Genomic DNA, 22,609 nt, shown 5'->3' with positions numbered 1-22,609 from the left:
TTCCTTACTCTGCCTTTGCGGTCGATGGCGGAGTCGGGGCACTAGCCGCGTTCGGTTGAGTGGCCTTGCTGGCCGTCTTGAGTTCCTCGACGGCGACCTCCTGGCCCGCCATGACTTTGCTGCCGCCATCGATCACCAGGCGTTCGCCGGCCTGCAGGCCGCTGGTAACGACCCATTGGTCTTTGATCGCATTGCCGGTTTGCACAATGCGTTCGATGATTTTGTTGTCGTCTCCGACCAGTTTCACTACGGCTTCCCCCTTGGTGTTGCGCGTGACGGCGCTTTGCGGCACCAGGATCGCAGTGTCATTGATGGCCATGGGCAATACCGCGCGAACATACGTACCGGGCAGCAGCAGGAAATCCGGATTGGGCACCACGGCGCGCAGGGTCACGCTGCCAGTGCTGGTGTTGACCGAGGTTCCGACGAATTCGAGTGTGCCGGTGCGATCGTAGAGGCTGCCGTCCTCCAGTTGGATTTTGACTTCGGCCTTGCCGTTGACGGCTTTTAGCGCACCGCTATCGATCTGTTTGCGCAGCGCCAGCATTTGCGCGCTGGTTTGCGTGACGTCGACGTAGATGGGATCCAGTTGCTGAATCGTTGTCAGGGCTGTTTCTTGACTGGCCGTGACCAATGCGCCAGGCGTGTAGGTCGAGGTGCCGATGCGGCCGCTGATGGGCGCTGTGACCTGGGTGTAGTCCAGATTGATTTTGGCGGTTTGCAATGCCGCTTTGGCGGAGACGACGGCGGCTTCGTTCTGACGCAGCGTCGCCAATGCATCGTCGCTGTCTTGTTTGCTGACGGCGTCGATGGCGACCAGCTTGCGATAACGCTCCGCCTTGGGTTTGGCCGCCATGACAACGGCCTCGGCCTGGACGAGATCCGCTTTGGCGCTGTCGTAGCTGGCCTGGTAGGTTTTGGGATCGATCTGGTAGAGCACCTGGCCTTCTTTGACTTCCTGGCCTTCGGTGAACAGGCGCTTTTGAATGATCCCGCCGACTTGCGGGCGTACGTCCGATTCCATATAGGCGACGGTACGGCCCGGCAGGTATTGTTCCATCGCGAGCCGTTGCGTGGTGACGCGTTGCACGCCGACTTCCGACACGGGTAGGGGCGCTGGTGTTTCGTCCTGGCAGGCGCTCAATACGAGAGCCAGGGCGCAGGCCAGCAGGCTGTAGCGCGCGGTTCGGGGAACGGCTGAGAGGAAACGATGGGACATGCGACACCCGCAATGAGTCAAATGATGAGCCATGCTAGCTAACGAATGTGCAGGAAATAGGGAGGCCGCGGTGCGGTCGGCCTGGAGGCTGGCGCGGGTATGATGATGTATCGACTGTCGCAATATGTGGCAGTTTCCGTGCAAAAAATTGCCCATTTCGAATTGGGGGCGCATTGTGCAAGAGCAATCTGAATCTATCGAAGACCCCGCGTGGGATGGACTGGTGTTGCGGGCGCTACGGCCGGAGGATCTGGCGCAGGCGTGGGGATTGTCGCAAGCCGCCCGGTGGCCGCACCGTCTGGAGGATTGGCAATTCATTTATCCGCTAGGCAACGGAGTGGCGGTGCTCGATGGTGTTCAACTGATTGGCGTGGCCATGCATTGGGATTTTGGATCGTGCGCCACGTTGGGGATGATCATCGTTTCCGAGACCTATCGGGGGCGGGGCATTGCGAGCCGTTTGGTGGCGGGCCTATTGAATGCTGTGTCGGCACCTGCCGCGCTATTGCATGCGACGCCGCACGGTGCGGGGGTGTACGCCCGGCATGGGTTTCAGCCGGTGGGGCAGATCAGCCAGCATCAGGGCGTGGCGATAGATAAGCAGCAAGAGACGTTACCGGCAGGCTGGTCGCTGCGACCCGCTGTACATGATGACCTGGATGTCCTGGCCGAGCTGGATCGGCGCGCGTCGGGCATGTCGCGCCGCGCACTGGTGCAGGCGTTGCTGGAGCAAGGGCAAGGCGTGGTGTTGCAGGATCATGGCGAGATCATCGGGTTTTCGACGCTGCGCACGTTTGGGCGTGGAGAATTGATCGGGCCCGTTGTTGCCGTTGACGAAAAGGCGGCGCGAGTGTTGATTGCGCATTGGCTGGCTGTTTGCGCGGGTCGATTCGTACGTATCGATATTCCGCCTGAGATAGGTATTGCCAACTGGCTGGCTACGGCAGGGCTGGTGCGGGTCGATACGGGTACGCGGATGATCTGCGGTACGCCTGCTGCGGGCGATGGGAAGTTTCATACTTATGCCTTGGCGGCGCAGGCTTTGGGCTAGGTAAGCGTTTAAGGCGTGTGGCGGAATAGTCGTGGTTGGAGGTTTCGGTGTGGATGAGGTTGGAGTGTTTATGGACGTCGAGCCGAGGCAATCGGGCCGTGAGGGCTTCACAAAGCCGGTCCGGCCCGCGGGGGCCGGACACCGTGTTCGCTCGCTTCGTCCGGCCCCTTCGGGCCTACCTTCAGCATCCGCTCCACTCGGCTTTGAGGCGCCCTCACGGCCCGATTGCCTCGGCTCGACTCGCAGTAATTCAAGCTCGTCACATCGCTGGCACGAGTCTCTTGCTTGGCATTTTTCTGCGACCGTGTTGGCAAAGAGGAAGATCTTGCAGGGCTGCTATTCGCGCGTGCCCTGCACACGCGCGAATAGCTATCGGTCCGGGCATGCGGCGGGGTGGCGTGGTGCCAGTTTGGAAGATCTGCTTGGCTAGCGTTGATGCATGTGGCGATGATGCGTAGCTCATCTCTAGGTATGACGAAATCGTCGCTCGAGAGATCTTCTGTTCATCTCCGATGCCAAGCCGTTGCATGCCGATCACGAACGCTATTCATTGGCGCGCCCGTAGGCGCCAATGAATAGCCGCCCTGCAAGATCTTCGTTTTTGCAGAAATCATCGCCTACGAAGCCTACGTAGACCGCTCGTGCCAGCGGCGAGGGAATCAGAGATGCTGCGAGTCGAAGCGGGGCAGTGACCGTGTTGGCGCGCCTCGTGGCTGAGCGAGTGGATACCGAAGGCAGCGCGAAGGCGCGGACGAGGTGAGCGAAGCGGTGTCGGACGCGCAGGCGGCCGACCAGTCACGTGAAGCGCCAACACGGTCACTGCCCCGCTTCGACGTCCAATAGCACTCATTCTCCCATCCTACCCGCTGACCGCCGCCAGTGGCTGCTCACGGCGAATCCCTCAGCAATCGCCGGCGCGTCGCTACGGTCTGATAGCACTCGCAGAATGTCTTGGCCAGCAGACTGAGCGGATTCCCCGAGGGATACACGAGATACGTTGAAAACACGATATCCGGCGCAAACGGTTTGATCGCGATGTTCAGAGATCGGAAACTATCGGCGACATCGGGATTGGCGATGCTGACGCCCAGGTTCAGATCCACCATGTGACAGATCGCGGCGGCAAAATGCGACTCGTAGGATAGTCGCCGCTGATCGCCTGCCGCGGCGAATACGGCGTCGATCACCTTGCGCATGGCGTCGTTGGGTGACAGCGAAAGGAATCGTTCGCCCGCCAGATCCTTGGGCGTCAAGGGACGGCGTTTCGTGGCCAGGGGGTGTTTGGTCGAGACGATGCAGACGCCCAGTGATTTGCTGGCTACATGATGGCCAATGCCCGGGTTGCTGAAAATGTCGGACGCGACACCAATGTCGCTATAGCCAGCAGCAGTCCATTGGCAGACCGTGATGGAGTCCGCCACATGCAGCGACACCGTGACGTCGGGAAATTTCTCTGCGAACAAGCGGATGGCCTCGGGGACGGTCACCAAGGCGGGAGACGGAACGGCCGAAATACGCAAATGCCCGGTCCCGCGCGTACGCAATGTCGCTGCAGACCGTTCCAGGCTGCGCAAGCCTGCGAATGTCAATTCGACATCGCGAAAGAAAACCTCGCCTTCCCGTGTGGGGATGAGTTTGCCCGCGATGCGTTCGAACAGACGCAAACCGATACGGCTTTCCAATTGGGCGATGACTCGGCTGACGTTGGGCTGGGTTGTGTTCAGGTCTTTGGCCGCCTGCGTCATGGACCGGGTCAGCATGACAGCGCGGAAAGTTTCGATCTGGCGGAAGTTCAGCATGGGTCATATCATTTTTGCATGACATCTGATGATAATTCAATTAGTCATATGGGTGGTGAGTGCCTACCATGGGCACATTGATGCAGCAGATCGGGGGGCTGCACAGACCTGACCCCCAATTTTGAGGAGTGCCCAATGAGCCTTCGGATAGGCGTGGATATCGGTGGATCCTTTGCGGATTTCGCCGTGTTGGATGAGTCGACGCGGACCATCCTGACCCTGAAAGTGTTTTCCCGCCCCGACGCGCCAGGCAGCGAGGTGTTGGCCGGTATTGAGCAGTTGAAAGCGCGGTATGCCCTCGACCCCGCACAGGTGTCGTATTTCACGCACGGCACGACCGTGGGGGTGAATGCGGTGGTGCAGCGCCGTGGGCTGAAGCTGGCGCTGATCACGACGCGCAATTTCGAGGACGTGCTGGATATCGGCCGCCTGAAGATCCCGGACATGTACCACCTGATGTCCAAACGTCCCGTGCCGCTGATTTCCCGTGACCGGGTTTTTGGGGTCGACGAGCGGATGTCCGCGGATGGACGCGTGGTGTCGCCCGTCGATGAGGCCAGCGTGCTGGCCGTGGCAGAGTCCTTGCGCGAGGCGGGCTGCGAAGGGATCGTGATATCCCTGTTGCATGCCTATCGTAATCCCGTCCACGAACTCGAGGTCAAGGCGATTTTGCAGCGTGCGCTGCCGGGAATGTTTGTGTCGTGCTCGCACGAAGTCTGGCCGATCATCCGGGAATACGAGCGTACGTTGACGGCGGTGATCGGCGGTTATGTGCAGCCGCGCGTGTCGCATTATCTGGAAAGCCTGCAGGCGGCCTTGCGCGAGAGCGGTGTTCCTGTTGACCTGAAAGTGACGAAGTCCAATGGCGGCGTCATGAGCGCAGAACATGGCAAGGCGAACTGCGTCCAGATGATTCTGTCCGGCACGGCGTCTGGGGTCATTGGCGCTGCGTATATCGCCAAACTGTGCAATATCCCGAACTGCATGAGCCTGGATATAGGCGGGACCACCGCGGATATCGCGTTGATCGTGGATGGCAAGCCGCAGTTCGCGACGGGCGAATACATCGGCGATTTTCAGATTCATATTCCTTCGGTTTCCGTATCGTCTGTGGGCGATGGCGGCGGCTCCATTGCCTGGGTCGACGATCTGGGCGTGTTGAAGGTAGGCCCCCAAAGCGCGGGCTCCACACCGGGACCTGTGTGCTATGGCAAAGGCGGGACACAACCCACCATTACGGACGCGTTTGCCGTGATGGGCGTGATCGGCTCGCAGCAACTGGGCTACAACGCCGTCAAAGTCGATGTCGATGCCGCGCGCCGGGCAATTGCGCCATTGGCCGAGCGTTTGGGAACGGATGTGCTGCGCACTGCCGAGGCCATCGTCAACGTGTCCGTATCGAGCATGTATGCGGGAGTCAGCCGAGTGATCTCGCGATTCGGTATCGACCCGCGAGTGTTTAACCTGATGCCTTTCGGTGGGGCGGGGCCGATGCTGGCCTGCTATCTGGCAAAGGCGCTCAAGGTGCAGAAACTGCTGGTGCCTACGACGCCAGGGGTGTTGAGCGCGTTAGGCGGTTTGATTGCCGATGTGAAGAACGATTTTGTTCAGACCACGTATTGCGATCTGAATTCGGGGACGCTGCCTGGACTGGCAGCGGCAGTCGGCGAGCTGGAGGCTCGGGCGCGTGAATGGTTGGTGGCTGAGGTCGGCAGCGATAGCGGCGCCGAGATCGATGTCTCTGCGGATATGCGATATCGCGGCCAGTCGTTCGAGATCGATACGCCTATTCAGCGTGAATGGCTGGAGCAAGGTCAGATCGATAAATTGAGCCATGCTTTTCACCAAGAGCACGAGCGTCTATACGGGCATGGTGATGTGAGCGCCGGCGTTCAGGTCGTCGCGATACGCCTGGTGATTACGTATAGAACGCCTAAACCGGAATTGCGTCATATCGCCAAAGGCTCAGGAACGCCGATATCCGAATCTACCTTGCAAGTCTGGATGGAAGGCGAGTATCGGGATGTGCCGCTTTATCGCCGGGACAAATTGCTGGCCGGCCAGAGGTTCAGCGGACCGGCGATCGTGGCGCAAGACGATTGCACGACCTGCGTGCTGCCTGGTTTTGACGCCCACGTGGATGTCTACGGGAATCTCGAGCTTACAGCGCTTGAACTGAACTGAATCGGGCGAGGATCAAATGAATTTCGATAAAACGGTACTGCAGATTTTTGCCAACTACTGCGTAGCGGCCGCTGAAAGCATGGCGCATACCTTGATGCGTACGGCCCATTCGGCATTTGTGAAGGAAACGGAGGACTTCTCCTGCACGATCATGAACCTGGCGGGACAGACGTTTGCGTCGCCCAAGACTTTGGGAGCCACCTGGTACCCCGGCCTGGATTTCGGCAGCGTGATCCAGATGATCGAAGGCTACGAGCCGGGCGATATCTGCATGACGAACGATGCCTACAGTGGCTTTGTCGCGACGCACACGCCCGACATCATGATGTGGAAGCCCGTGTATTACCAGGGCAAAATTGTGTGCTTTGTCGGGGGGCATATCCACAATACCGATATGGGGGGCGCCGTTCCTGCCTCGTTGTCGCGTACCCTGACCGAGGTGCAGCAAGAAGGCATCCGTTTTCCGCCGACCAAGATCGTGCGCCGTGGCGAGCTCAATAATGAGTTGATGCGCTTGATGGAAATCAACGTGCGTTCGCCCGAACAGAATCGCGGCGATTTGCAGGCGCAGATCGCCATGCTGATGACCGGCGAGCGGCGCATTCTCGAGATCATCGAGCGATTCGGGTTGGAGACATTCCAGGATGGCGTAGAAGCCATGCTGGATTATTCCGAGGAACAGGCGCGCGCCATCGTGCGATCCATGCCTGATGGCGAATACTTCTTTGCGGAGTATGCGGACGAAGATTCGTTGAACGGCAAGCCTTTGCGCGTTGCGATCACGCTGCGTATCCAGGATGGCAGTCTGGAATTCGATTTTTCGGGCAGCGACCCGCAGTTGAACTCATCGCTGAACATGCCTACCGGCGGCAAAGAGCGTCATGTGTTGGCCTTGGTCGGCCTGAACTACGTGCTGTATTCCTTGAATCCGGACATCCTGCTCAATGCAGGGATGTTGCGCGTCGCCCGTTGCATTTTGCCGGAAGGGTCGGTGGTCAATCCTTTGCCTCCCGCCGCTGTGGGAATGCGCAGTTTGACGTGCAAAGTCGTGCAATACGCCACGATGGGTGTGTTTTCGCAGGTTGTGCCGGATCGTTTGCCTGCGTCTCCGGCTGGCGGCATGAGCATTGTGAACGTCAAAACCACAGATCGCTCGGGCAAGAACATCATTGCTGCTATTGGACCTGTAGGCGGCGGCGCGGGCGGTGATCCCTGGAGCGATGGGGTCGATGCGTCGGGCGCGATTGTGGCGTTCTTGCGTAATACGCCGGTAGAGATCAATGAGACCGAGGTGCCGATTCGGATTACCCGCTACGGCATGGTCCCTGACAGCGGCGGGCCCGGAAAGTATCGCGGAGGACTGGGGACCTCGATGGAGTTTCAGGTCTTTACGCCCAACTCGGCGGTCACGGCACGCAATCGTGATCGCTCGCGCTTTGCGTCCTGGGGCGTGCTGGGGGGTAAGGCCGGTACGGTGTCGAAATTTACGCGCAATCCTGGCACGCCGCACGAAGAGGATCTGGGCGTCAACGATTTCATTCAATGTCAACCTGGTGATGTGATTCGATTGGATGGCTGCGGAGGTGGTGGTTATGGCTCGCCCTTTGAACGTGATCCTCAGCAAGTGCTGCACGATGTGCGCTGCGGTTATGTGTCGGTCGACAATGCTCGCGAACAGTACGGCGTGGTGATCGACGGTGACGAAGTCCGCCGCGACGAAACCAAAGCGCTGCGCGCTCAGCTATCCGCAGGTCAGACTCCGAGCGGCGCGCACTATGACTATGGCGATGGCAGAACGGCGTTCGATTCGGTGTGGACGCCGGCCCGCTATGCAAAGCTGACTCAGCATCTGGCAGGTGTGGCGCCGATCTGGCGGCACTTTCTCAAGATAAAGATCTTTGACGCGGTGGACCAGCGAGTGCGGCAAGACGCAAGCGACACACGGCCTGAACTGATCGACGAGATCTTCGAGCAGATGCAGAAGGCCTATCCCCAATTGCAAGCCGCAGACGCGTGATGTCTGAGCGACTAAGAACTCTATCAGGCAGCTATTGTCATGCAACAACTGAAGCAAGCGCTTTTGCGGGTAGATACGGCTCAGTCACCACCGCCATCGGCAGATGTCGTGGTGATCGGAGCGGGTGCGGCGGGGATCGCGACGGCCTATGAGCTGACGCGATTAGGCGCCAGCGTCGCTGTGATCGAGAAGGGATGGGTCGCGGCGGAACAGAGCAGTCGAAATTGGGGCTGGTGCCGCACGCTCGGGCGGGATATCCGCGAGTTGGAGATGGCCAAGCTGAGTGTGGATCTGTGGCGTCATCTGAAAACCGAGACGGGCGCAGATGTGGGATTTCGCGAGACTGGCGTGGTGTTCGTCACGGATAACCCCAAGGAGTTGCAGACCTGGGAACGATGGCACGGCACGGCGTCTGCGCGCGGTGTCCCGTCGAAGATGTTGAGTGCGCGCGAAGCCAACGCCACGCATGCCTGGGGAAAATCCGCCTGGATAGGAGGGATCTGTACCGAAAGGGATGGCTATGCCGAGCCATCTCGGGCGATCCCGTTGTTAGCCCAGCATACGCAGGAGCAGGGCGCAAAAATCGTTCAGCAGTGTGCGGTCAATGAGTTGCTGATCGACGGCGGCCGTATTGCGGGCGTCCAGACAGAAAAGGGCGTTGTGCGGGCGAAGCAGGTGGTCTTGGCCGGCGGGGCATGGTCCTCCATGTTCTGCCGAAAGCATAGGCTGCGTTTGCCGATCCTGCAGGTGCACTCGTCGGCATCGAAGAGTCTGCAGTTCGACACCGGCGGCCGCTCGCCTGCGCGTGCGACGCAGTTCTCATTCCGTGACCGGGAGGATGGCGGCCTGACTCTGGCCAAGAGTGGACGCGGCACCATGCATGTGGTGCCCGATCTGCTGCGCTACGGGATGACGTTCCGGTCGCTGTATCAAGCCAGAAAAGCGAACGTCAACGTTTCGCTGGGGCGAAAGTTCTTTGCCCAGCTATGGGACGAGTTTCGCTATTTCTATTTGAACCAGTCGCCCTATACCCGTCATCGGATTCTCGACCCGAAGCCCGATATGAATCTGGTCAGAAGTGCCTACGAGGACGCGGCCGCTTTGTTTTCGGGCATGGGGCCGAATCTGATTGATCAGGCATGGGGCGGCGTCATCGACAACACGCCGGATGGCATTCCCATCATTTCGGATGTCTCGCGTCTGCCGGGCTTGTTTCTATGTACGGGCTTTAGCGGCCATGGTTTCAGCTCGTCGTTGGGGGCGGGACGAAGTCTGGCGCAATTGATGGTGCATGGGCGTGCCGAGATCGCGTTGGATGATTTTTCGTATGAGCGCTTGATAGACGGACGGCGCTTGCAACCCAGCATTCTGTATTGAATGGCCGCTGCCGCCATGGGGCGGCAGCTCGGCTTTTAAGCAGTGATCACGTCAACAAGGGGAATACAACGATGCGTTATAGCCGAAGAGCATTTTTGGGCACACTTGCCGCAGCACCTGCGCTGCTAGGAGGCGAAAGGCTGGCCTTGGCCGGGCCTGCCAATGCAGCGAATTATCCAGACCGTCCGATCAAATTCGTGGTGCCATTTTCAGCAGGCAGCAGTACTGATATCGCCGCGCGCGTTTATGCCGAGGTTGTGTCGAAAGCCATCAAGGGCGCGTCCGTGGTGGTCGAAAACCGTGCAGGTGCAGGCGGCAATCTGGGCGCCAATGTCATCGCACGCGCCGATCCGGATGGTTATTCCCTGTTGTATAGCGCGGCGACACCGTATGTCATCGCGCCGTTCGTGTATGCCGATCTGCCTTATGATCCTGCGCGGGATTTTGCCCCTATTGCGGTCACGATCAGCGTGCCGGTGTTTGTGGTGGTCTCGGCCGAGAGCAAGATACACAACCTGGATGATCTGGCCGCGCATATCAAGGCAAATCCCCAAACTGACAGCTATGCCTCGAACGGTGTGGGGACTTCCAGCCATATCATCTGCAAGAGCCTGGCGACGGAACTGGGATATCCCGATCTGTTGCATGTGCCGTACAAGCAAGGCTCTCAAGGGGTGATGGCGGATGTCATCGGCGGGCGGCTCACGTATGCGGTGGATCCGTGGTCCGTGGTGGGGCCCATGGTGCAGTCCGGGCGTTTGCGGGCGATAGCCACGACCAATGGTGAGCGGCTCTCTGTGGCGCTCGATATTCCGACGCTGAGCGAGCTCTTGAAGAAAGACTTCACGATTGTGACGTGGAACGGACTGTGGGCACCGACGGGAACGCCGCAAAGCATCGTGGACCGCTTAGGGCAGGCTTTCGAGGCTGCGCGGGATAACAAGCAGCTGGTGGAAAATTTCGAACGCCAGGGCACTCCGCTCATGCCAAAGATGTCTCAGGCAGAGACGGCTGCCTTTATGGCGCAGGAAAGCCAACGCTGGAAGAAACTGGTCCAGGTCGCGGGCATCCACGTTTAAAGGGTTTGCGTTACGCCGATACCACTGCCCGCTTTTCGCGGGCAGCATCCCGCAGATGCGTAAGCATCATGGTGGAGGCTTTTTCCAGTTGCCCCGCCAGCAGCAGATCAATCAATACCAAGTGTTCCTCGCAACGGCGCAACGCCTGTTGCCGGTCCACGGCTTTACGGTATTCCATCAGCCGGCGAACGCGGTTGATGCGTCGTAGTGAATCCAGAATAAAAGTGTTGCCGCAGCACGCCGCAATGGTTTCGTGCAGCCGTGTGTTGGCGTCGAAAATCTGCGCCGGCGATACATGATGCACCTCGCCGTTGACCAGGGCTTGTTGCTCCTGGCGGCATTGTTTCAGCCCAGCGTCGTCGATGCGGAACGTGGGTTCCAGAATCGCGGCCGGCTCGACCAGGATGCGATATCGATAGCTGTCAGCATAAGCGACTGACGACGTCATGACCTCGGTAAAGGCCCAGCCGTGGCCAGGCAGCCGTTCCATCCAACCCTCGTTTGAAATGCGGCGCAGGATGTCGGTGAGCTGGCTGCGCGTGACGTCGTAGCGGCGCATCAATTCATTTTCAGAGACTCGGGCGGGCAGCTTGCCATCGAGCCGTTCCTGCGCAATGCGAAGGTAGAGGTCTTCCTGGTCGGACGTGCTGATCAGGGCCGCGGGTTTGACCTGGAGCGCGCCTGCACCAACGACGAATCCGCCGTCGGGATGGGGATCGATCAGGGCTTGGTCGGCTAATTGCCGCAGCGCGGTGCGCACCGGGGATCGAGACACCCGCAGTGCTTTGGCCAGACTGCGTTCGGACAAACGTGTCCCTGCCGGCATCGACTGGGCATTGATCCGCTGAAGGATATCGGTGGCGAGTTGAGACTGAAGGGATTGGGACATGCGCTCAATGGAAAGGGAATGCCTGCCTATCGTATCTCAGCGTCAGCGAGAGGCGCACGTTGATGACGCCGGGTTCGGCCGGGGCGATGGTTCGGTTTCAAAATTTGCTTGCGCCGGGATTTGAATGAATGGTACTTTATATTAACAAAAGACCAATCGATCGTTTCCAAGGTCGATGCCCCCCGGGGCGCTCAGCCGAGAAACCTCCCCTGATCAGGCAGTTCACATGTCCTCTGTTGTGACCGTTTTGCCAGCCCATGCCTGTGATTGCCACGCGCATGTGTTTTGCCCCGAGCGCTATCCCTATGACGCCGGCAGGGCTTATACCCCCGCGGCAGCACCGCTCCAGGCGTTACGGCAGTGGCAGTCCTCGTTGGGCATTGAGCGAACGGTGCTGGTGCAGCCTAGTTGCTACGGACTGGACAACCGCGCCATGTGCGAGGCATTGCGAACGTTGGGCGTGGAGCGGGCTCGTGGCGTTGCAGTCGTGGATCCCGCCGCCGTGTCCGAATCGGAGCTGGATGCGTTGCAGGACTTGGGGGTGAGAGGCGTGCGTTTGAATTTTCATGTGCATGCCGGCATGGATCCGTCGGTGTTGATTCAGGATTTCCAGGCGGCAGCAGATCGGATCAGCGGGCGTGGTTGGCATGTGCAATTGCACGTCGATAGCGATACGTTGGCTGTGTTGGCGCCGGTGTTGCGGAACGCGAAAGTGCCTGTCGTACTGGATCATTTTGGCGGCGGCGCAGCATCAATGAAGACGCTGGCCTCGCTATTGCCCTGCCATCATGTGTGGATGAAGCTCTCGGCGCCATATCGGGTGTCGCAGGTGGCCGAGTACGCCGACTTGGCGCCCATGGTGCACCAGTGCCTGGAGATCGCGCCGGATCGCCTGGTATGGGCATCCGATTGGCCGCATACCGGCGGTAATGGCCAGCGCAAGGGCGCCGTGACGGAGATCGAGCCGTTTCGAAAGGTGGACGTGGCGGCCACGCTTGCGTTGCTACGCGAGTGGGTCTCGGACACGCAGCAGTTCAACGCGTTGATGGTCGACAACCCCGCGCGTCTCTATGGTTTTGAAATTTGATTTGGCTATGTGTCTGTGCAGGTGAGCGTTATGCACGGGCAGTTTTTAAAGGAATGTACTCATGATCAAGACAAACTCCAACGCGGTGCTGATCCAGCCGGAAACCGTTCAAAAACATGACCGGGGAGGTGGCGCGAGTACGACGCCGCTGGTCACGCGCGGCGTCGGTGCGACCGCGTTCATTACCGGCTACACCGAGTTCCAGGGCGGGGCGCAGATTCCCTTTCATCATCACAACTGCGAGGAAAGTGTGATGCTGGTCGAGGGCAGTGCGATCTTTGACATCGATGGCGAGGAATTCGCCGTCAAGGCGCAGGACGTCACCTTTATTCCGCCAGGGGTACCGCATCGATTTCGTAACGCGTCGCAGACCGAGCCCATGAAGATTCTGTGGATTTACGGCTCGCAGAATGCCACTCGCACATTGGTGGACAGTGGCGAAACTCGGCCCATTGCGGCGGAGCATGGCCGCCAAGGCTAATTGCCTGGGACCGCCCTGGGCGGCGTGAATGGTCGCGGTGCCTGGGTCGTTCAGGGGGGCGTTGCGCATGACGCTGCAAGCACGACAAATCAGTGGTTATTTTTAGGATAGGAAGATGAAATTCTTGGTGCTGCCCGGTGATGGTATCGGGCCCGAAATTGTCGAAGCCTCGGTCAACGTGCTCAAGGCCGCGGATCAGCGCTATGGCCTGGACCTCTCTTTCGTGTACGAGGATGTGGGCTTTGTCAGCCTGGAAAAGCATGGCACAACGCTGCGCGAAGAGGTGCTGCAGGGCGCGCGCGCCTACGATGGCATTATTCTGGGCACGCAATCGCATGCGGATTATCCTGCGCCGGAAAAGGGCGGGCGCAATATTTCAGGGGCGTTTCGCGTGGGCCTGGATCTGTACGCCAACGTTCGCCCGGCACGCACGCGTGACAGCATCCCCAGCAATATGCGCGCGGGCCGCCAGATGGATCTGGTGATCATGCGCGAGGCGACCGAGGGTTTCTATCCGGATAGGAATATGGCGCGCGGTTGGGGCGAAATGATGCCGTCGCCCGATATGGCATTGTCCGTACGCAAGATCACGCGTCATTGCAGCGAGCGTATCGCTCGCCGCGCGTTCGAACTGGCGATGAAACGCCGAAAAAAAGTGACGGCTATCCACAAGGCAAACAGCTTTCATATGACGGACGGGTTGTTCCTGGAGTGCGTGCGCAACGTCGCAGCGGAGTTTCCTGAGGTCGTATTGGATGATCTGCTGGTCGATGCTTCGACCGCGCATCTGGTGAAATCGCCGGAGCGCTTTGACGTGTTGGTGGCCGAGAATTTCTATGGGGATATCCTCTCCGATCTGGCCAGTGAGCTGTCGGGCAGCCTGGGCCTGGCGGGTTCGGTCATGGCAGGCGATGAGCTGTGTTGTGCACAGGCTCAACATGGCTCGGCGCCCGACATTCAGGGGCAGGACAAGGCCAATCCTACGTCCATGATTCTGTCGGTGGCGATGCTGTTGGATTGGGTGGGCGAGCATCGCCAATTGGAAAACTACGCAAAGGCCGGGCAGGCGATTCATACCGCCGTTGATCGGGTGTTGGACGATCCGGCTACGCGTACGCCGGATATCGGCGGCAGCATAGGGACTCGAGCGTTTGGCGCCGCAGTGGCCAAACAGTTGTGAATCTGAACTAAGCGTATCGCCGGCAAGGTGGACGTTCGAGTCACCTGTCGGCCGAGCGAGGAGACACCGATGAATATTGCACGTTTGCGTGCGGCATTATGTGCTGCACTGGGGATGGTTGCGCCTGTTGTGGCGATGGCGGGTAATGGGCCAGACGGTTATCCGGCACGCCCGGTGACGGTGGTCGTGCCGTTTTCTCCGGGAGGCGGCAGCGACAATATCGCGCGTTATATCGCCTCGCGTTTGAACGACAGGATAGGCGCCAGCGTGATTGTGGAAAATCGTCCCGGTGCGGGCACCAATATCGGCAACGAGTTCGCTGCACGTGCGGCGGCCGATGGCTATACGTTGTTGTTCGGCCAGGTGACTTTGTCTATCAATCCGTTCCTTTATCCCAAGCTGCGTTATGACGTGGCGAAGGACTTCACTCCCGTTGCCCATATCGCGAACTCGCCGACAGTGCTTTTGGTCAGCGCGGCCAGTCCTTTCAAGGACGTCAAGGCGTTTGCCACGTATGCCAGACAACATCCTGGCGAAGTCAACTACGGCTCTGGCGGTGCGGGGACCTCGGTGCATTTGGCCGGATATCTGTTTGCATCGCAGAACGCGCTCGATATGCAGCATGTGCCCTACAAAGGTAGTGGGCCTGCGATGGTGGATCTGATTGGCGGGCAGATACAGGCCATGTTCGACACCGCACCCTCAGCAGTGCCACAAGCCGCAGGCGGCAAGGTGAAGGTACTGGCGGTGACGGGCGATCAGCCGCTGGAGGCATTGCCTGGCGTGCCCACGTTTGCCCAGGCGGGGTATCCGCAGTTCAACGCGCCGGTCTGGTATGGATTGTTGGCGCCGGCAGGGGTGGCCAAGCCCATCGTGTCATATTTGAATCAACAGGTGAACCTCATTCTGGACGAACCGGAAACCCGGCAACGTCTGGCGCAGCTGGGATCGGTGCCTGTAAAAGGCAGCCCAGAGGCATTCGGGCAATTTATCGCGCAGGAGTCCGATCGCTGGCGCGCCGTGGTGCAGAGTGCCGGGGTGACGAAGGACTAGGCTGAGGCGGCGAACTCAAATACGGTAAAGTATCTGGATTAGTCCGTGCGCAAGCTCGTTTTCCTCAAGGCCCCTCCAATAATGAAGCAGTCTGATCCCCCCCGCCGCCTGATTGTGGGCATTACCGGTGCGACCGGGGTGATTTATGGCATTCGCGCGTTACAAGTATTGCGCGAACTGGGCATCGAGACGCACCTGGTGGTGTCGCGGGCCGGGGAAATGACGCGCGAATACGAAACTCAGCTGAGCCGGCGTGATTTGCACGCCCTGGCAGATGTCGTGTATCCCATTAATGATGTAGGGGCGGCAATTGCCAGCGGGTCATTTCGCACGATGGGCATGCTGATTGCCCCGTGTTCGGTACGCAGTTTGGCCGAGGTCGCTACCGGTGTGACGACGTCGCTGCTGACGCGCGCAGCCGACGTGGTGCTGAAAGAGCGCCGTACCCTGGTGATGATGGTGCGCGAGGCGCCGCTGCATGCAGGTCATCTGCGTAATATGCTGACGGCAACGGAGATGGGGGCGATCATCCATCCCCCTGTCCCGGCGTTTTATACGAATCCCAAGTCCATCGAGGACATTGTGGATCAATCGTTGGGACGCGCGCTGGATTGTTTTGGCTTGGACATGCCCAATATGCCGCGCTGGGGCGAGGTGCCGAATGCGGTGGAGATCGGCGATATCGATGACGATGACGATCAAGCCGATCAAGACTCAAAACGGTAGCCTACGCCGTAGATGGACTGTACCCAATCTTCTGCACCGGCCTGAGCAAGCTTGCGCCGCAGGTTTTTGACGTGGCTGTCGACAGTACGGTCGGTCACCACGCGGTGATCCATGTACAGGTGGTTCATCAGTTGATCGCGTGAATACACCCGTCCGGGCTCCGCGGCCAGGGTGCGCAGCAAACGGAATTCTACTTGCGTCAAGCCCAGGTCCTGGCCGTTTGCGCTGGCGCGCAGCGCCGAGTCATCTATCGCCAATCCCGGTGTCGCGCTCGACGACGGCTTGCGTTGATAGCGCCGCAGTACCGTATTGACGCGAGCGACGACTTCACGGGGGCTGAATGGCTTGCAGATGTAGTCGTCTGCACCGACCTCCAGGCCCAAGAGACGATCGATTTCCTCGACCCGCGCGGTGACCATGATGACGGGTGTGTCGGAGATGGCGCGCAGATCCCGGCAGATGTCGATACCGTCGCGGTTGGGTAGCATCAAGTCCAATAACACCAGGTCAGGACGATGCTGTTGATAGGCTTTGACGACCTCGGCGCCGTCATAGACCTGATGGCATTGGTAGCCTGCAGCCAACAGATAGTCGCGCAAGACGGCGGAGAGTTGCGGTTCGTCTTCGACAATCAGAATCAGGTTTTGGGACATGGTAGCGATCAGGCCAATGTCGGGATATGAATGGTGATGCGCAGCCCGCCCCGCGGCGAGGCGGACGCCTCGATGCTGCCTTCGTGTGCCTGGACGATATTGCGGCAAATTGCCAGGCCCAGGCCGCTGCCGCCGCTGGCACGGTTGCGCGAGGCCTCTACCCGATAAAAGCGCTCGAACAGGCGGGGGAGTTTGTCGGCATCGACGCCGGGCGCGCTGTCTTGAAAAACGACTTTGATCTGGCCATCTTGTGTGGTGCATTGGACCTCGACGACGCCACCGGCGTCCGTGTAGCGCAGGGCGTTTTCGAGCAGATTGCCAAACAGTTGTTGCAGCCGGCGCTCATCGCCTTCGACGCGCTCCAGATCGGGGTCAATGTGCCACCGTAATGTCAGGCCGGCGCTTTCAAAACGGCTTTGCATGGACAGCAATGTGGCCTCCAGCAAAGTGGCCAGCGACAGGGGAACACGGCGATACGTCAGCGCGCCGATATCCGTGAGCGACAGGTCATGCAGGTCATTGACGAGTTTGCCCAGTTGCTGGATCTGTTGTTCCAAGGGCAACAGCGAGGCCGGTGTCATGGGCCGGATACCGTCCTGGATCGCCTCGACTTCGGCGCGCATGACGGCCAGCGGGGTACGTAATTCATGTGAAATGTCAGCCATGAAATGACGCCGTGCTTGCTCGGTATGTTCCAAGGTGTTGGCCAATTGATTGAAGTTGCGCGCCAAGCCGCCCAGTTCGTCTTTGGCCATGCGCCGTACCCGGGTGGTGTAGTCTCCTGCGGCCAGGCGATGGGTGGCCGCGGCCAGGCCGTGAACGCGTTGCAGTAACGCTCTGGACAACAGCCAGGCGAGCAACGCTGCTGTCAATACGGAGAACAGGCCAATCAGCCACCACATCTGCAGTTGCGACTCGTAGAAACGTACATCGCCTGCGGAAACGGCTTGTTGAAAGGGCACGAGCGCCATCCATCCCACCGTGTTTCCGTTTACGGTGACAGGACGCAGGATAGAGCTGCGATTGGCATCGGGGTTGCCAACGATGAATGAATAATCGCGATCCAATAGTGCAAAGCGCAGGACGGCACCTGTTTGATCGGACACTGGAGGGGCGAGCCGGGTCTGATCCGGCATGGGATCGGGACGCATGAATTCAAACCAGGGCTGCAGGTCGTCGGTGCGTAGAAAGTCCCAGCTGCCATGGGCCTGATAGGCTTGGGCGATGCGTGGTATGACCGACAACATGCGGCTTTCGCCTTGTTCGTTCAGATAGCCCAGAAAGCCGCGCTGGAAACTGATGCGCGAGGCAAAGTTGTTGATCAGCAGCACGATCGCGCACGAGGCGAGTACTGCCAGAAACAACTTGGAGGTGATGCCGAGCTTCATAGTCGGGCGTGGAAAGATGGGCATAAAGCGAAATTTTGCACCATGAAGCGGGAAAAGCCACGTTTGGGCCGAGAAATCCACATTTGCTGCACACTCGGTACACTGGTGGTCCGGCCCCATACGGACGGATACCCCACCTATAACGAGAATGCCATGAGACATACACCCGCTATCCTGAGTGTTGCGTTTATCTTTTCGTTGGCCAACGCCGGTGCCTGGGCACAGCAGCCGGTGCCTGCCAAAACTGCGGATGCTGTAGCGACCAATAAAGCTGCCGCTGCGGCGCCCGCACGTGATCCGTTTTTCTGGCTGGGAGAAATCAACAAAGCGACGGCAGTGATCAATACCGACGAGGGGCTGTTGGACAAAGCCCTGGGTGCTCGCCTGGCTGCAGGTGTTGCCCAGGTCATCAACGACGGTAATCAACCCGGCGCGAAACGGCCCTCGACGGTGATTACGTTTGAGCCACTCTTGATCAAGGCAGCAGGGCAGGACATCACGCTGTTGCATGCCGGGCGATCCAGCCAGGATATGCATGCCACTTTTCGCAGTGCGATTCTGCGCGACAAACTGCTGGAGCTGGCCGATCAGTTGAATGCTACTTCGACAACGCTGGTGAATTTGGCGGCCAAACATGCCGATACCGTCGTGCCCAACTATACGAACGGCGTCGCGGCGCAGCCCAATAGCTACGGCCATTATTTGCTGGGTCATGCGGCGGGCCTGGATAGAGATGCGCAGCGTATTCGTGAGGCCTATGCGCGAATTGACCGTTCTCCCATGGGGACGACCGTACTCAATGGCACGAGCTGGCCGTTGGATCGCAAGCGCATGGCCCAGTACCTGGGCTTTGAGGCGGTGGTGGACAACGCCTACGATGCGGCGCAGATATCGGCGATGGATCAGCCGGTCGAGGTGGGCGCTATCGTCACCAGCATCGCCTTGCATACGGGCAACTTTATCGAGGACGTGATGACGCAATATGCGCAGCCTCGGCCCTGGATTCTGCTGCAGGAGGGCGGCGGCAATACCTATGTATCGAGCGCGATGCCGCAGAAACGCAATCCCGGTTTGTTGAACAGCACGCGCAGTGACGCCTCGACGGCGGTGACCTTGGCGATGGGGCCGGTGTGGCAGACGCATAACATTACGCCGGGGATGAGCGACCCGAAAGACGACAAGCAGAATGCCGCCATGGTCGATAGTGCCATCGTCGTATTGAAGCGCTGGGATCGCGTCTTGAAAGCCCTGGTGGTCAGTCCGGAGCGGGCGTTGGAAGAGCTCAATAGCGATTGGACAGCGTCCCAGGAGCTGGCCGATGTGCTGATGCGCAAATACAAGCTGCCATTCCGGGTCGGGCATCACTTCGCCTCAGAGGTGGTGGACTATGCCAAGACCAATAACATCAAGCCCCTGGATTTCCCGTATGAACAGGCTCGCCGGATTTACGCTGAGGCGGTGAAGGGCACAGAATATCCCGCCGAGTTGCAGATGAGCGAAGCCGAGTTTCGCTCGACGCTGGACCCGGTGGCGATTGTGAAAAACCGCCAGACCTCCGGCGGCCCGCAGCCGGCGGAAATGCAACGGATGCTGAAAGAGGCGAATGAGCGCTTGACGGCCCAGGCCGCATGGATACAGGCGCGCCGCGATCACATCAAGAATTCTCTGGCGGATCTGGATCGGCAATTCGATCAGTTGGCAGCGAGTGCGCGGGCGCAGTGATTGAGGTGCGTGCCAACCCGACATCTAGGCGGGTTGGCCGGGCCCTCATAGGGTCGGGATAGCCGTGCTGAGGAGAGTTGGTGAGAAATGAGGGGGCCGGACGAGGTTTTTAGTTAACTAAAATTCGTGCTTGGCAATGGCGTGAAATTTGTCATATGACATGGTTTTCCCAGTAATATGACGGCTTACGACGCCGCATTGCAGGAGAAAACCTTGAAAGCCAGCCCCACCGCCCCGACGAAAAAAAAGACGCTTTCGTCTCAGGTTGCGGACGAGCTGCGTGCCCAGATCGAAGGCGGTATCTACGCGCCGGGCGACAAACTGCCGACTGAGCAAGTCCTGGTGGAGAAATTCGGCTTTAGCCGGACAGTGATCCGCGAGGCCGTGGCGACCCTGCGCGCCGATGGCTTGCTAGAGTCCCGCCAGGGCGCTGGCGTGTTTGTGCTCGGGCCGCAGCAGTCGGATGAAACCCTGACCTTGTTTTCGCACGCCAGTGAAAAAATCTCGGACATCATCGAGGAACTGGAGTTGCGTATCGGTATCGAGGTAGAGGCGGCCGGTCTGGCCGCTGCTCGCAGCTCACCGGCGCAAGAGGCGGCGATTCAGGCGGAATTGGACCAATTTGCACAGTTGATCGCCGAGGGAAAATCGACCGATGAATCGGATTTTCGATTTCATATGGCAATCGCTGCGGCTACGAATAACAGCCGATTCAAGACCTTTCTGGAACACATCGGGCGCCGCATGATTCCACGGGTCAAGCTGCGTACGGTAATGGGAGGCGTCGATCCGCTGCCTAGCCGGGATCACACGATATTGGCCGAACACGAGGAAATCGCCGATGCGATTTTCGCCAACGATGTGGATCGGGCGCGGGACGCCATGCGGCGCCACTTGTTGATTGGGATACAGCGCTATCGCCTGTTGACCCGGCGTAGTACGCACCCCACACCAATGGAAGTCGATTGACTTGTTTTCAAAATTCATAATATGATTTGTTCCAGATTCATATTATGACCTAGTGAGGATCACATGAAACCGCAAGAACTCAAGACCCGCATCGCCTCCGGATTGTTGTCGTTTCCCGTTACCCACTTCAAAGACGATTTCAGCTTGAACCTGGACAGCTACCAGGAACACGTGGGCTGGTTGTCGGGGTATGACGCCGCTGCGCTGTTTGCTGCGGGCGGCACCGGTGAAATGTTCTCCTTGACCCCCGAGGAAATCGGTGAGGTCACCCGTGCCGCCAAGTCGGTTGCTGGTAATGTCCCCATTATTTCTGGCTGCGGCTACGGCACCGCTATCGCCAAAGACATCGCCCGCCGTGCCGAAGACGCCGGCGCCGATGGCCTGCTGCTGTTGCCGCACTACTTGATGGAAGCTCCCCAAGAAGGGATCTACCAACACGTCAAGGCTGTGTGCGATTCGACCAGCCTGGGCGTCATCATTTACAACCGCGCCAACTCGGTGGCGACGGCTGATACCGTGGCTCGTCTGGCCGATGCTTGCCCCAACCTGGTTGGCTTCAAGGATGGCACCGGCAAGACCGATCTGGTCCGCCACATCACGGCCAAGCTGGGCGATCGCCTGTCCTACATCGGCGGCATGCCGACGCACGAGTTGTTCGCCCAGGGCTTTAATGGTCTGGGTCTGAGCACCTACTCGTCGGCCGTGTTCAACTTTGTGCCCGAGCTGGCCCTGCGTTTCTACAACGCCCTGAACGCCAATGACAACGCGACCATGGCCAAGATCCTGGACGATTTCTTCTTCCCGTTCGCTCAACTGCGCGATCGCCAGAAGGGCTATGCCGTGTCGATCATCAAGGCCGGTGTTGAATTGATCGGCCACAAGCCGGGCCCGGTTCGTGCACCGTTGACGAATCTGACGGCACAAGAGAAAGAGCAGTTGAAGGCGCTGATCGAGCGCGCTGGCAAGTAAGCTGCCGCAAACCGCCTGTGTAAGCAGGCGCTGAAAAGCCCTCCGGTATAAAAAGCGGAGGGCTTTTTGTTTGAGTGGTGAGTCTGATCACGCGTTTTTGTTGCCGGGCCGTCCCCAAACAAAAAAGTGCGTGATGACCCTGTGTCTGAATTTTTTATCGAAAATACGTGTATCCGCATTTTCGATAAAACCGTCCGCTACGCTGCTGTCTCCGAATTCGCCTCAGATTGTGTTTCAGGCACCGAGTGTCTTGGCATCATTCCGATGCGCTGAGGTGAAATTTTTTTGTCTCGTAGAAATTGGAGAAGTCATGCGTGAACTCACTTTGCATGAGATATCAAGGGCTGATTGTGCGGGCGGGACGGCTGGCGTTGGTCCAGAGGGAGTGCATATCGCTGCCGCCGCCGTAGGCGCTGTGGGAACCACCGCAGGTTATATCATTGGCGGGTCGCTCATTGGTATGGTAGATCGGGTAGGGCTAGTGCAGGCGATGTCTTACGGTTGTGCGCTGCCGTTCGCCGCCGATTTGTATCTCGGGGGGGATCAACTGGGGCCTCGAATGGGCCGATCCGCCTTTATCGGGATCGTGTCGGGCTTGATAGGATCGATTTCTCACCACGAGGACCGTATCATCATGGCTCATTTTGTTATGCCCAAGCAGGGTGGCGCACCTCAGTTGGGTGGTGGTTGACACTTGGACGGAAGGCTTGGGCCGCGCCGATGTGCCGCAGCTGAGCCGCGATGCACATGTTGATGTGCAGTGCGG

The 22,609-nt window shown here is 59.1% G+C and carries 19 protein-coding genes; 14 read left to right on the top strand and 5 right to left on the bottom strand.

Features of this window, described 5'->3' with window-relative positions; translation table 11 throughout:
• Nucleotides 1-4 precede the first annotated feature (4 nt).
• Nucleotides 5-1,219, bottom strand: coding sequence for an efflux RND transporter periplasmic adaptor subunit (locus ACYVI2_RS08255; RefSeq protein ID WP_415822415.1), 1,215 nt, complete (start codon nucleotides 1,217-1,219; stop codon nucleotides 5-7).
• 175 nt (nucleotides 1,220-1,394) lie between these two features.
• Here ACYVI2_RS08255 and ACYVI2_RS08250 point away from each other — a divergent pair, with 175 nt between their 5' ends.
• Nucleotides 1,395-2,270 carry a GNAT family N-acetyltransferase gene (locus ACYVI2_RS08250; protein ID WP_415822417.1) on the top strand — a complete coding sequence of 292 codons (876 nt, stop codon included), beginning with the start codon at nucleotides 1,395-1,397 and terminating at the stop codon, nucleotides 2,268-2,270.
• A gap of 887 nt (nucleotides 2,271-3,157) precedes the next feature.
• Here the strand turns inward: ACYVI2_RS08250 and ACYVI2_RS08245 are convergent.
• The gene (locus ACYVI2_RS08245; protein WP_415807727.1) at nucleotides 3,158-4,069 is read right to left on the bottom strand and encodes a LysR substrate-binding domain-containing protein; all 912 of its coding nucleotides are present in this window, start codon (nucleotides 4,067-4,069) and stop codon (nucleotides 3,158-3,160) included.
• A gap of 135 nt (nucleotides 4,070-4,204) precedes the next feature.
• On the opposite strand from ACYVI2_RS08245, the gene ACYVI2_RS08240 reads away from it, so the two are divergent.
• The 4 genes from ACYVI2_RS08240 (at nucleotide 4,205) to ACYVI2_RS08225 (ending at nucleotide 10,726) form a co-directional block, all read left to right on the top strand.
• Nucleotides 4,205-6,253, top strand: a complete 2,049-nt coding sequence (locus ACYVI2_RS08240; RefSeq protein WP_415822297.1) for a hydantoinase/oxoprolinase family protein — start codon at nucleotides 4,205-4,207, stop codon at nucleotides 6,251-6,253.
• A 16-nt stretch (nucleotides 6,254-6,269) separates the two neighbouring features.
• On the top strand, nucleotides 6,270-8,270 hold the full coding sequence (locus tag ACYVI2_RS08235) for a hydantoinase B/oxoprolinase family protein (protein ID WP_415822298.1): 2,001 nt from the start codon (nucleotides 6,270-6,272) through the stop codon (nucleotides 8,268-8,270).
• A 39-nt stretch (nucleotides 8,271-8,309) separates the two neighbouring features.
• Nucleotides 8,310-9,647, top strand: coding sequence for an NAD(P)/FAD-dependent oxidoreductase (locus ACYVI2_RS08230; RefSeq protein WP_415822299.1), 1,338 nt, complete (start codon nucleotides 8,310-8,312; stop codon nucleotides 9,645-9,647).
• Nucleotides 9,648-9,742: 95 nt separating this feature from the next.
• Nucleotides 9,743-10,726, top strand: coding sequence for a Bug family tripartite tricarboxylate transporter substrate binding protein (locus ACYVI2_RS08225; protein ID WP_415822300.1), 984 nt, complete (start codon nucleotides 9,743-9,745; stop codon nucleotides 10,724-10,726).
• Nucleotides 10,727-10,736: 10 nt separating this feature from the next.
• On the opposite strand, the gene ACYVI2_RS08220 is transcribed toward ACYVI2_RS08225, so the two are convergent.
• Nucleotides 10,737-11,615, bottom strand: coding sequence for a GntR family transcriptional regulator (locus ACYVI2_RS08220; protein WP_415822302.1), 879 nt, complete (start codon nucleotides 11,613-11,615; stop codon nucleotides 10,737-10,739).
• 226 nt (nucleotides 11,616-11,841) lie between these two features.
• Here ACYVI2_RS08220 and ACYVI2_RS08215 point away from each other — a divergent pair, with 226 nt between their 5' ends.
• The 5 genes from ACYVI2_RS08215 (at nucleotide 11,842) to ACYVI2_RS08195 (ending at nucleotide 16,142) form a co-directional block, all read left to right on the top strand.
• Complete coding sequence (locus ACYVI2_RS08215; RefSeq protein ID WP_415822303.1) at nucleotides 11,842-12,702, top strand: amidohydrolase family protein; 861 nt, start codon at nucleotides 11,842-11,844, stop codon at nucleotides 12,700-12,702.
• A 61-nt stretch (nucleotides 12,703-12,763) separates the two neighbouring features.
• Nucleotides 12,764-13,183, top strand: a complete 420-nt coding sequence (locus ACYVI2_RS08210) for a cupin domain-containing protein (RefSeq protein ID WP_415822304.1) — start codon at nucleotides 12,764-12,766, stop codon at nucleotides 13,181-13,183.
• A 115-nt stretch (nucleotides 13,184-13,298) separates the two neighbouring features.
• Complete coding sequence (locus ACYVI2_RS08205) at nucleotides 13,299-14,363, top strand: isocitrate/isopropylmalate dehydrogenase family protein (RefSeq protein ID WP_415822305.1); 1,065 nt, start codon at nucleotides 13,299-13,301, stop codon at nucleotides 14,361-14,363.
• A 69-nt stretch (nucleotides 14,364-14,432) separates the two neighbouring features.
• Nucleotides 14,433-15,416: a Bug family tripartite tricarboxylate transporter substrate binding protein gene (locus ACYVI2_RS08200; protein ID WP_415822306.1), complete on the top strand. Its 984-nt coding sequence runs from the start codon at nucleotides 14,433-14,435 to the stop codon at nucleotides 15,414-15,416.
• Nucleotides 15,417-15,497: 81 nt separating this feature from the next.
• Nucleotides 15,498-16,142, top strand: a complete 645-nt coding sequence (locus ACYVI2_RS08195) for a UbiX family flavin prenyltransferase (protein WP_415822308.1) — start codon at nucleotides 15,498-15,500, stop codon at nucleotides 16,140-16,142.
• Here ACYVI2_RS08195 and ACYVI2_RS08190 read toward each other — a convergent pair.
• Nucleotides 16,124-16,795, bottom strand: a complete 672-nt coding sequence (locus ACYVI2_RS08190; protein WP_415822310.1) for a response regulator — start codon at nucleotides 16,793-16,795, stop codon at nucleotides 16,124-16,126. The genes ACYVI2_RS08195 and ACYVI2_RS08190 overlap by 19 nt on opposite strands.
• 8 nt (nucleotides 16,796-16,803) lie before the next feature.
• The gene (gene baeS, locus ACYVI2_RS08185; protein ID WP_415822312.1) at nucleotides 16,804-18,183 is read right to left on the bottom strand and encodes a sensor histidine kinase efflux regulator BaeS; all 1,380 of its coding nucleotides are present in this window, start codon (nucleotides 18,181-18,183) and stop codon (nucleotides 16,804-16,806) included.
• A gap of 153 nt (nucleotides 18,184-18,336) precedes the next feature.
• Here baeS and ACYVI2_RS08180 point away from each other — a divergent pair, with 153 nt between their 5' ends.
• The 4 genes from ACYVI2_RS08180 to ACYVI2_RS08165 all read left to right on the top strand — a co-directional run bounded on the left by ACYVI2_RS08180 (nucleotide 18,337) and on the right by ACYVI2_RS08165 (nucleotide 22,534).
• Complete coding sequence (locus tag ACYVI2_RS08180; protein WP_415822314.1) at nucleotides 18,337-19,905, top strand: argininosuccinate lyase; 1,569 nt, start codon at nucleotides 18,337-18,339, stop codon at nucleotides 19,903-19,905.
• A gap of 213 nt (nucleotides 19,906-20,118) precedes the next feature.
• Complete coding sequence (locus ACYVI2_RS08175; protein WP_415822316.1) at nucleotides 20,119-20,874, top strand: FadR/GntR family transcriptional regulator; 756 nt, start codon at nucleotides 20,119-20,121, stop codon at nucleotides 20,872-20,874.
• Nucleotides 20,875-20,937: 63 nt separating this feature from the next.
• Nucleotides 20,938-21,843 carry a 5-dehydro-4-deoxyglucarate dehydratase gene (kdgD, locus tag ACYVI2_RS08170; RefSeq protein ID WP_415822318.1) on the top strand — a complete coding sequence of 302 codons (906 nt, stop codon included), beginning with the start codon at nucleotides 20,938-20,940 and terminating at the stop codon, nucleotides 21,841-21,843.
• Nucleotides 21,844-22,153: 310 nt separating this feature from the next.
• Nucleotides 22,154-22,534, top strand: a complete 381-nt coding sequence (locus ACYVI2_RS08165; RefSeq protein WP_415822320.1) for a hypothetical protein — start codon at nucleotides 22,154-22,156, stop codon at nucleotides 22,532-22,534.
• Nucleotides 22,535-22,609: the final 75 nt, after the last annotated feature.

The sequence above is a fragment of the Bordetella tumbae genome (assembly GCF_054780995.1).
This window is presented reverse-complemented; position numbering and strand designations above follow the sequence as displayed.

Bases quoted from the DNA above. Each gene is read 5' to 3' on its own strand.
- ACYVI2_RS08255 (WP_415822415.1), bottom strand. From the start codon at position 1,219: ATGTCCCATCGTTTCCTCTCAGCCGTTCCCCGAACCGCGCGCTACAGC.
- ACYVI2_RS08245 (WP_415807727.1), bottom strand. From the start codon at position 4,069: ATGCTGAACTTCCGCCAGATCGAAACTTTCCGCGCTGTCATGCTGACC.
- ACYVI2_RS08240 (WP_415822297.1), top strand. From the start codon at position 4,205: ATGAGCCTTCGGATAGGCGTGGATATCGGTGGATCCTTTGCGGATTTC.
- ACYVI2_RS08235 (WP_415822298.1), top strand. From the start codon at position 6,270: ATGAATTTCGATAAAACGGTACTGCAGATTTTTGCCAACTACTGCGTA.
- ACYVI2_RS08230 (WP_415822299.1), top strand. From the start codon at position 8,310: ATGCAACAACTGAAGCAAGCGCTTTTGCGGGTAGATACGGCTCAGTCA.
- ACYVI2_RS08220 (WP_415822302.1), bottom strand. From the start codon at position 11,615: ATGTCCCAATCCCTTCAGTCTCAACTCGCCACCGATATCCTTCAGCGG.
- ACYVI2_RS08215 (WP_415822303.1), top strand. From the start codon at position 11,842: ATGTCCTCTGTTGTGACCGTTTTGCCAGCCCATGCCTGTGATTGCCAC.
- ACYVI2_RS08210 (WP_415822304.1), top strand. From the start codon at position 12,764: ATGATCAAGACAAACTCCAACGCGGTGCTGATCCAGCCGGAAACCGTT.
- ACYVI2_RS08205 (WP_415822305.1), top strand. From the start codon at position 13,299: ATGAAATTCTTGGTGCTGCCCGGTGATGGTATCGGGCCCGAAATTGTC.
- ACYVI2_RS08200 (WP_415822306.1), top strand. From the start codon at position 14,433: ATGAATATTGCACGTTTGCGTGCGGCATTATGTGCTGCACTGGGGATG.
- ACYVI2_RS08195 (WP_415822308.1), top strand. From the start codon at position 15,498: ATGAAGCAGTCTGATCCCCCCCGCCGCCTGATTGTGGGCATTACCGGT.
- ACYVI2_RS08190 (WP_415822310.1), bottom strand. From the start codon at position 16,795: ATGTCCCAAAACCTGATTCTGATTGTCGAAGACGAACCGCAACTCTCC.
- baeS (WP_415822312.1), bottom strand. From the start codon at position 18,183: ATGAAGCTCGGCATCACCTCCAAGTTGTTTCTGGCAGTACTCGCCTCG.
- ACYVI2_RS08180 (WP_415822314.1), top strand. From the start codon at position 18,337: ATGAGACATACACCCGCTATCCTGAGTGTTGCGTTTATCTTTTCGTTG.
- kdgD (WP_415822318.1), top strand. From the start codon at position 20,938: ATGAAACCGCAAGAACTCAAGACCCGCATCGCCTCCGGATTGTTGTCG.
- ACYVI2_RS08165 (WP_415822320.1), top strand. From the start codon at position 22,154: ATGCGTGAACTCACTTTGCATGAGATATCAAGGGCTGATTGTGCGGGC.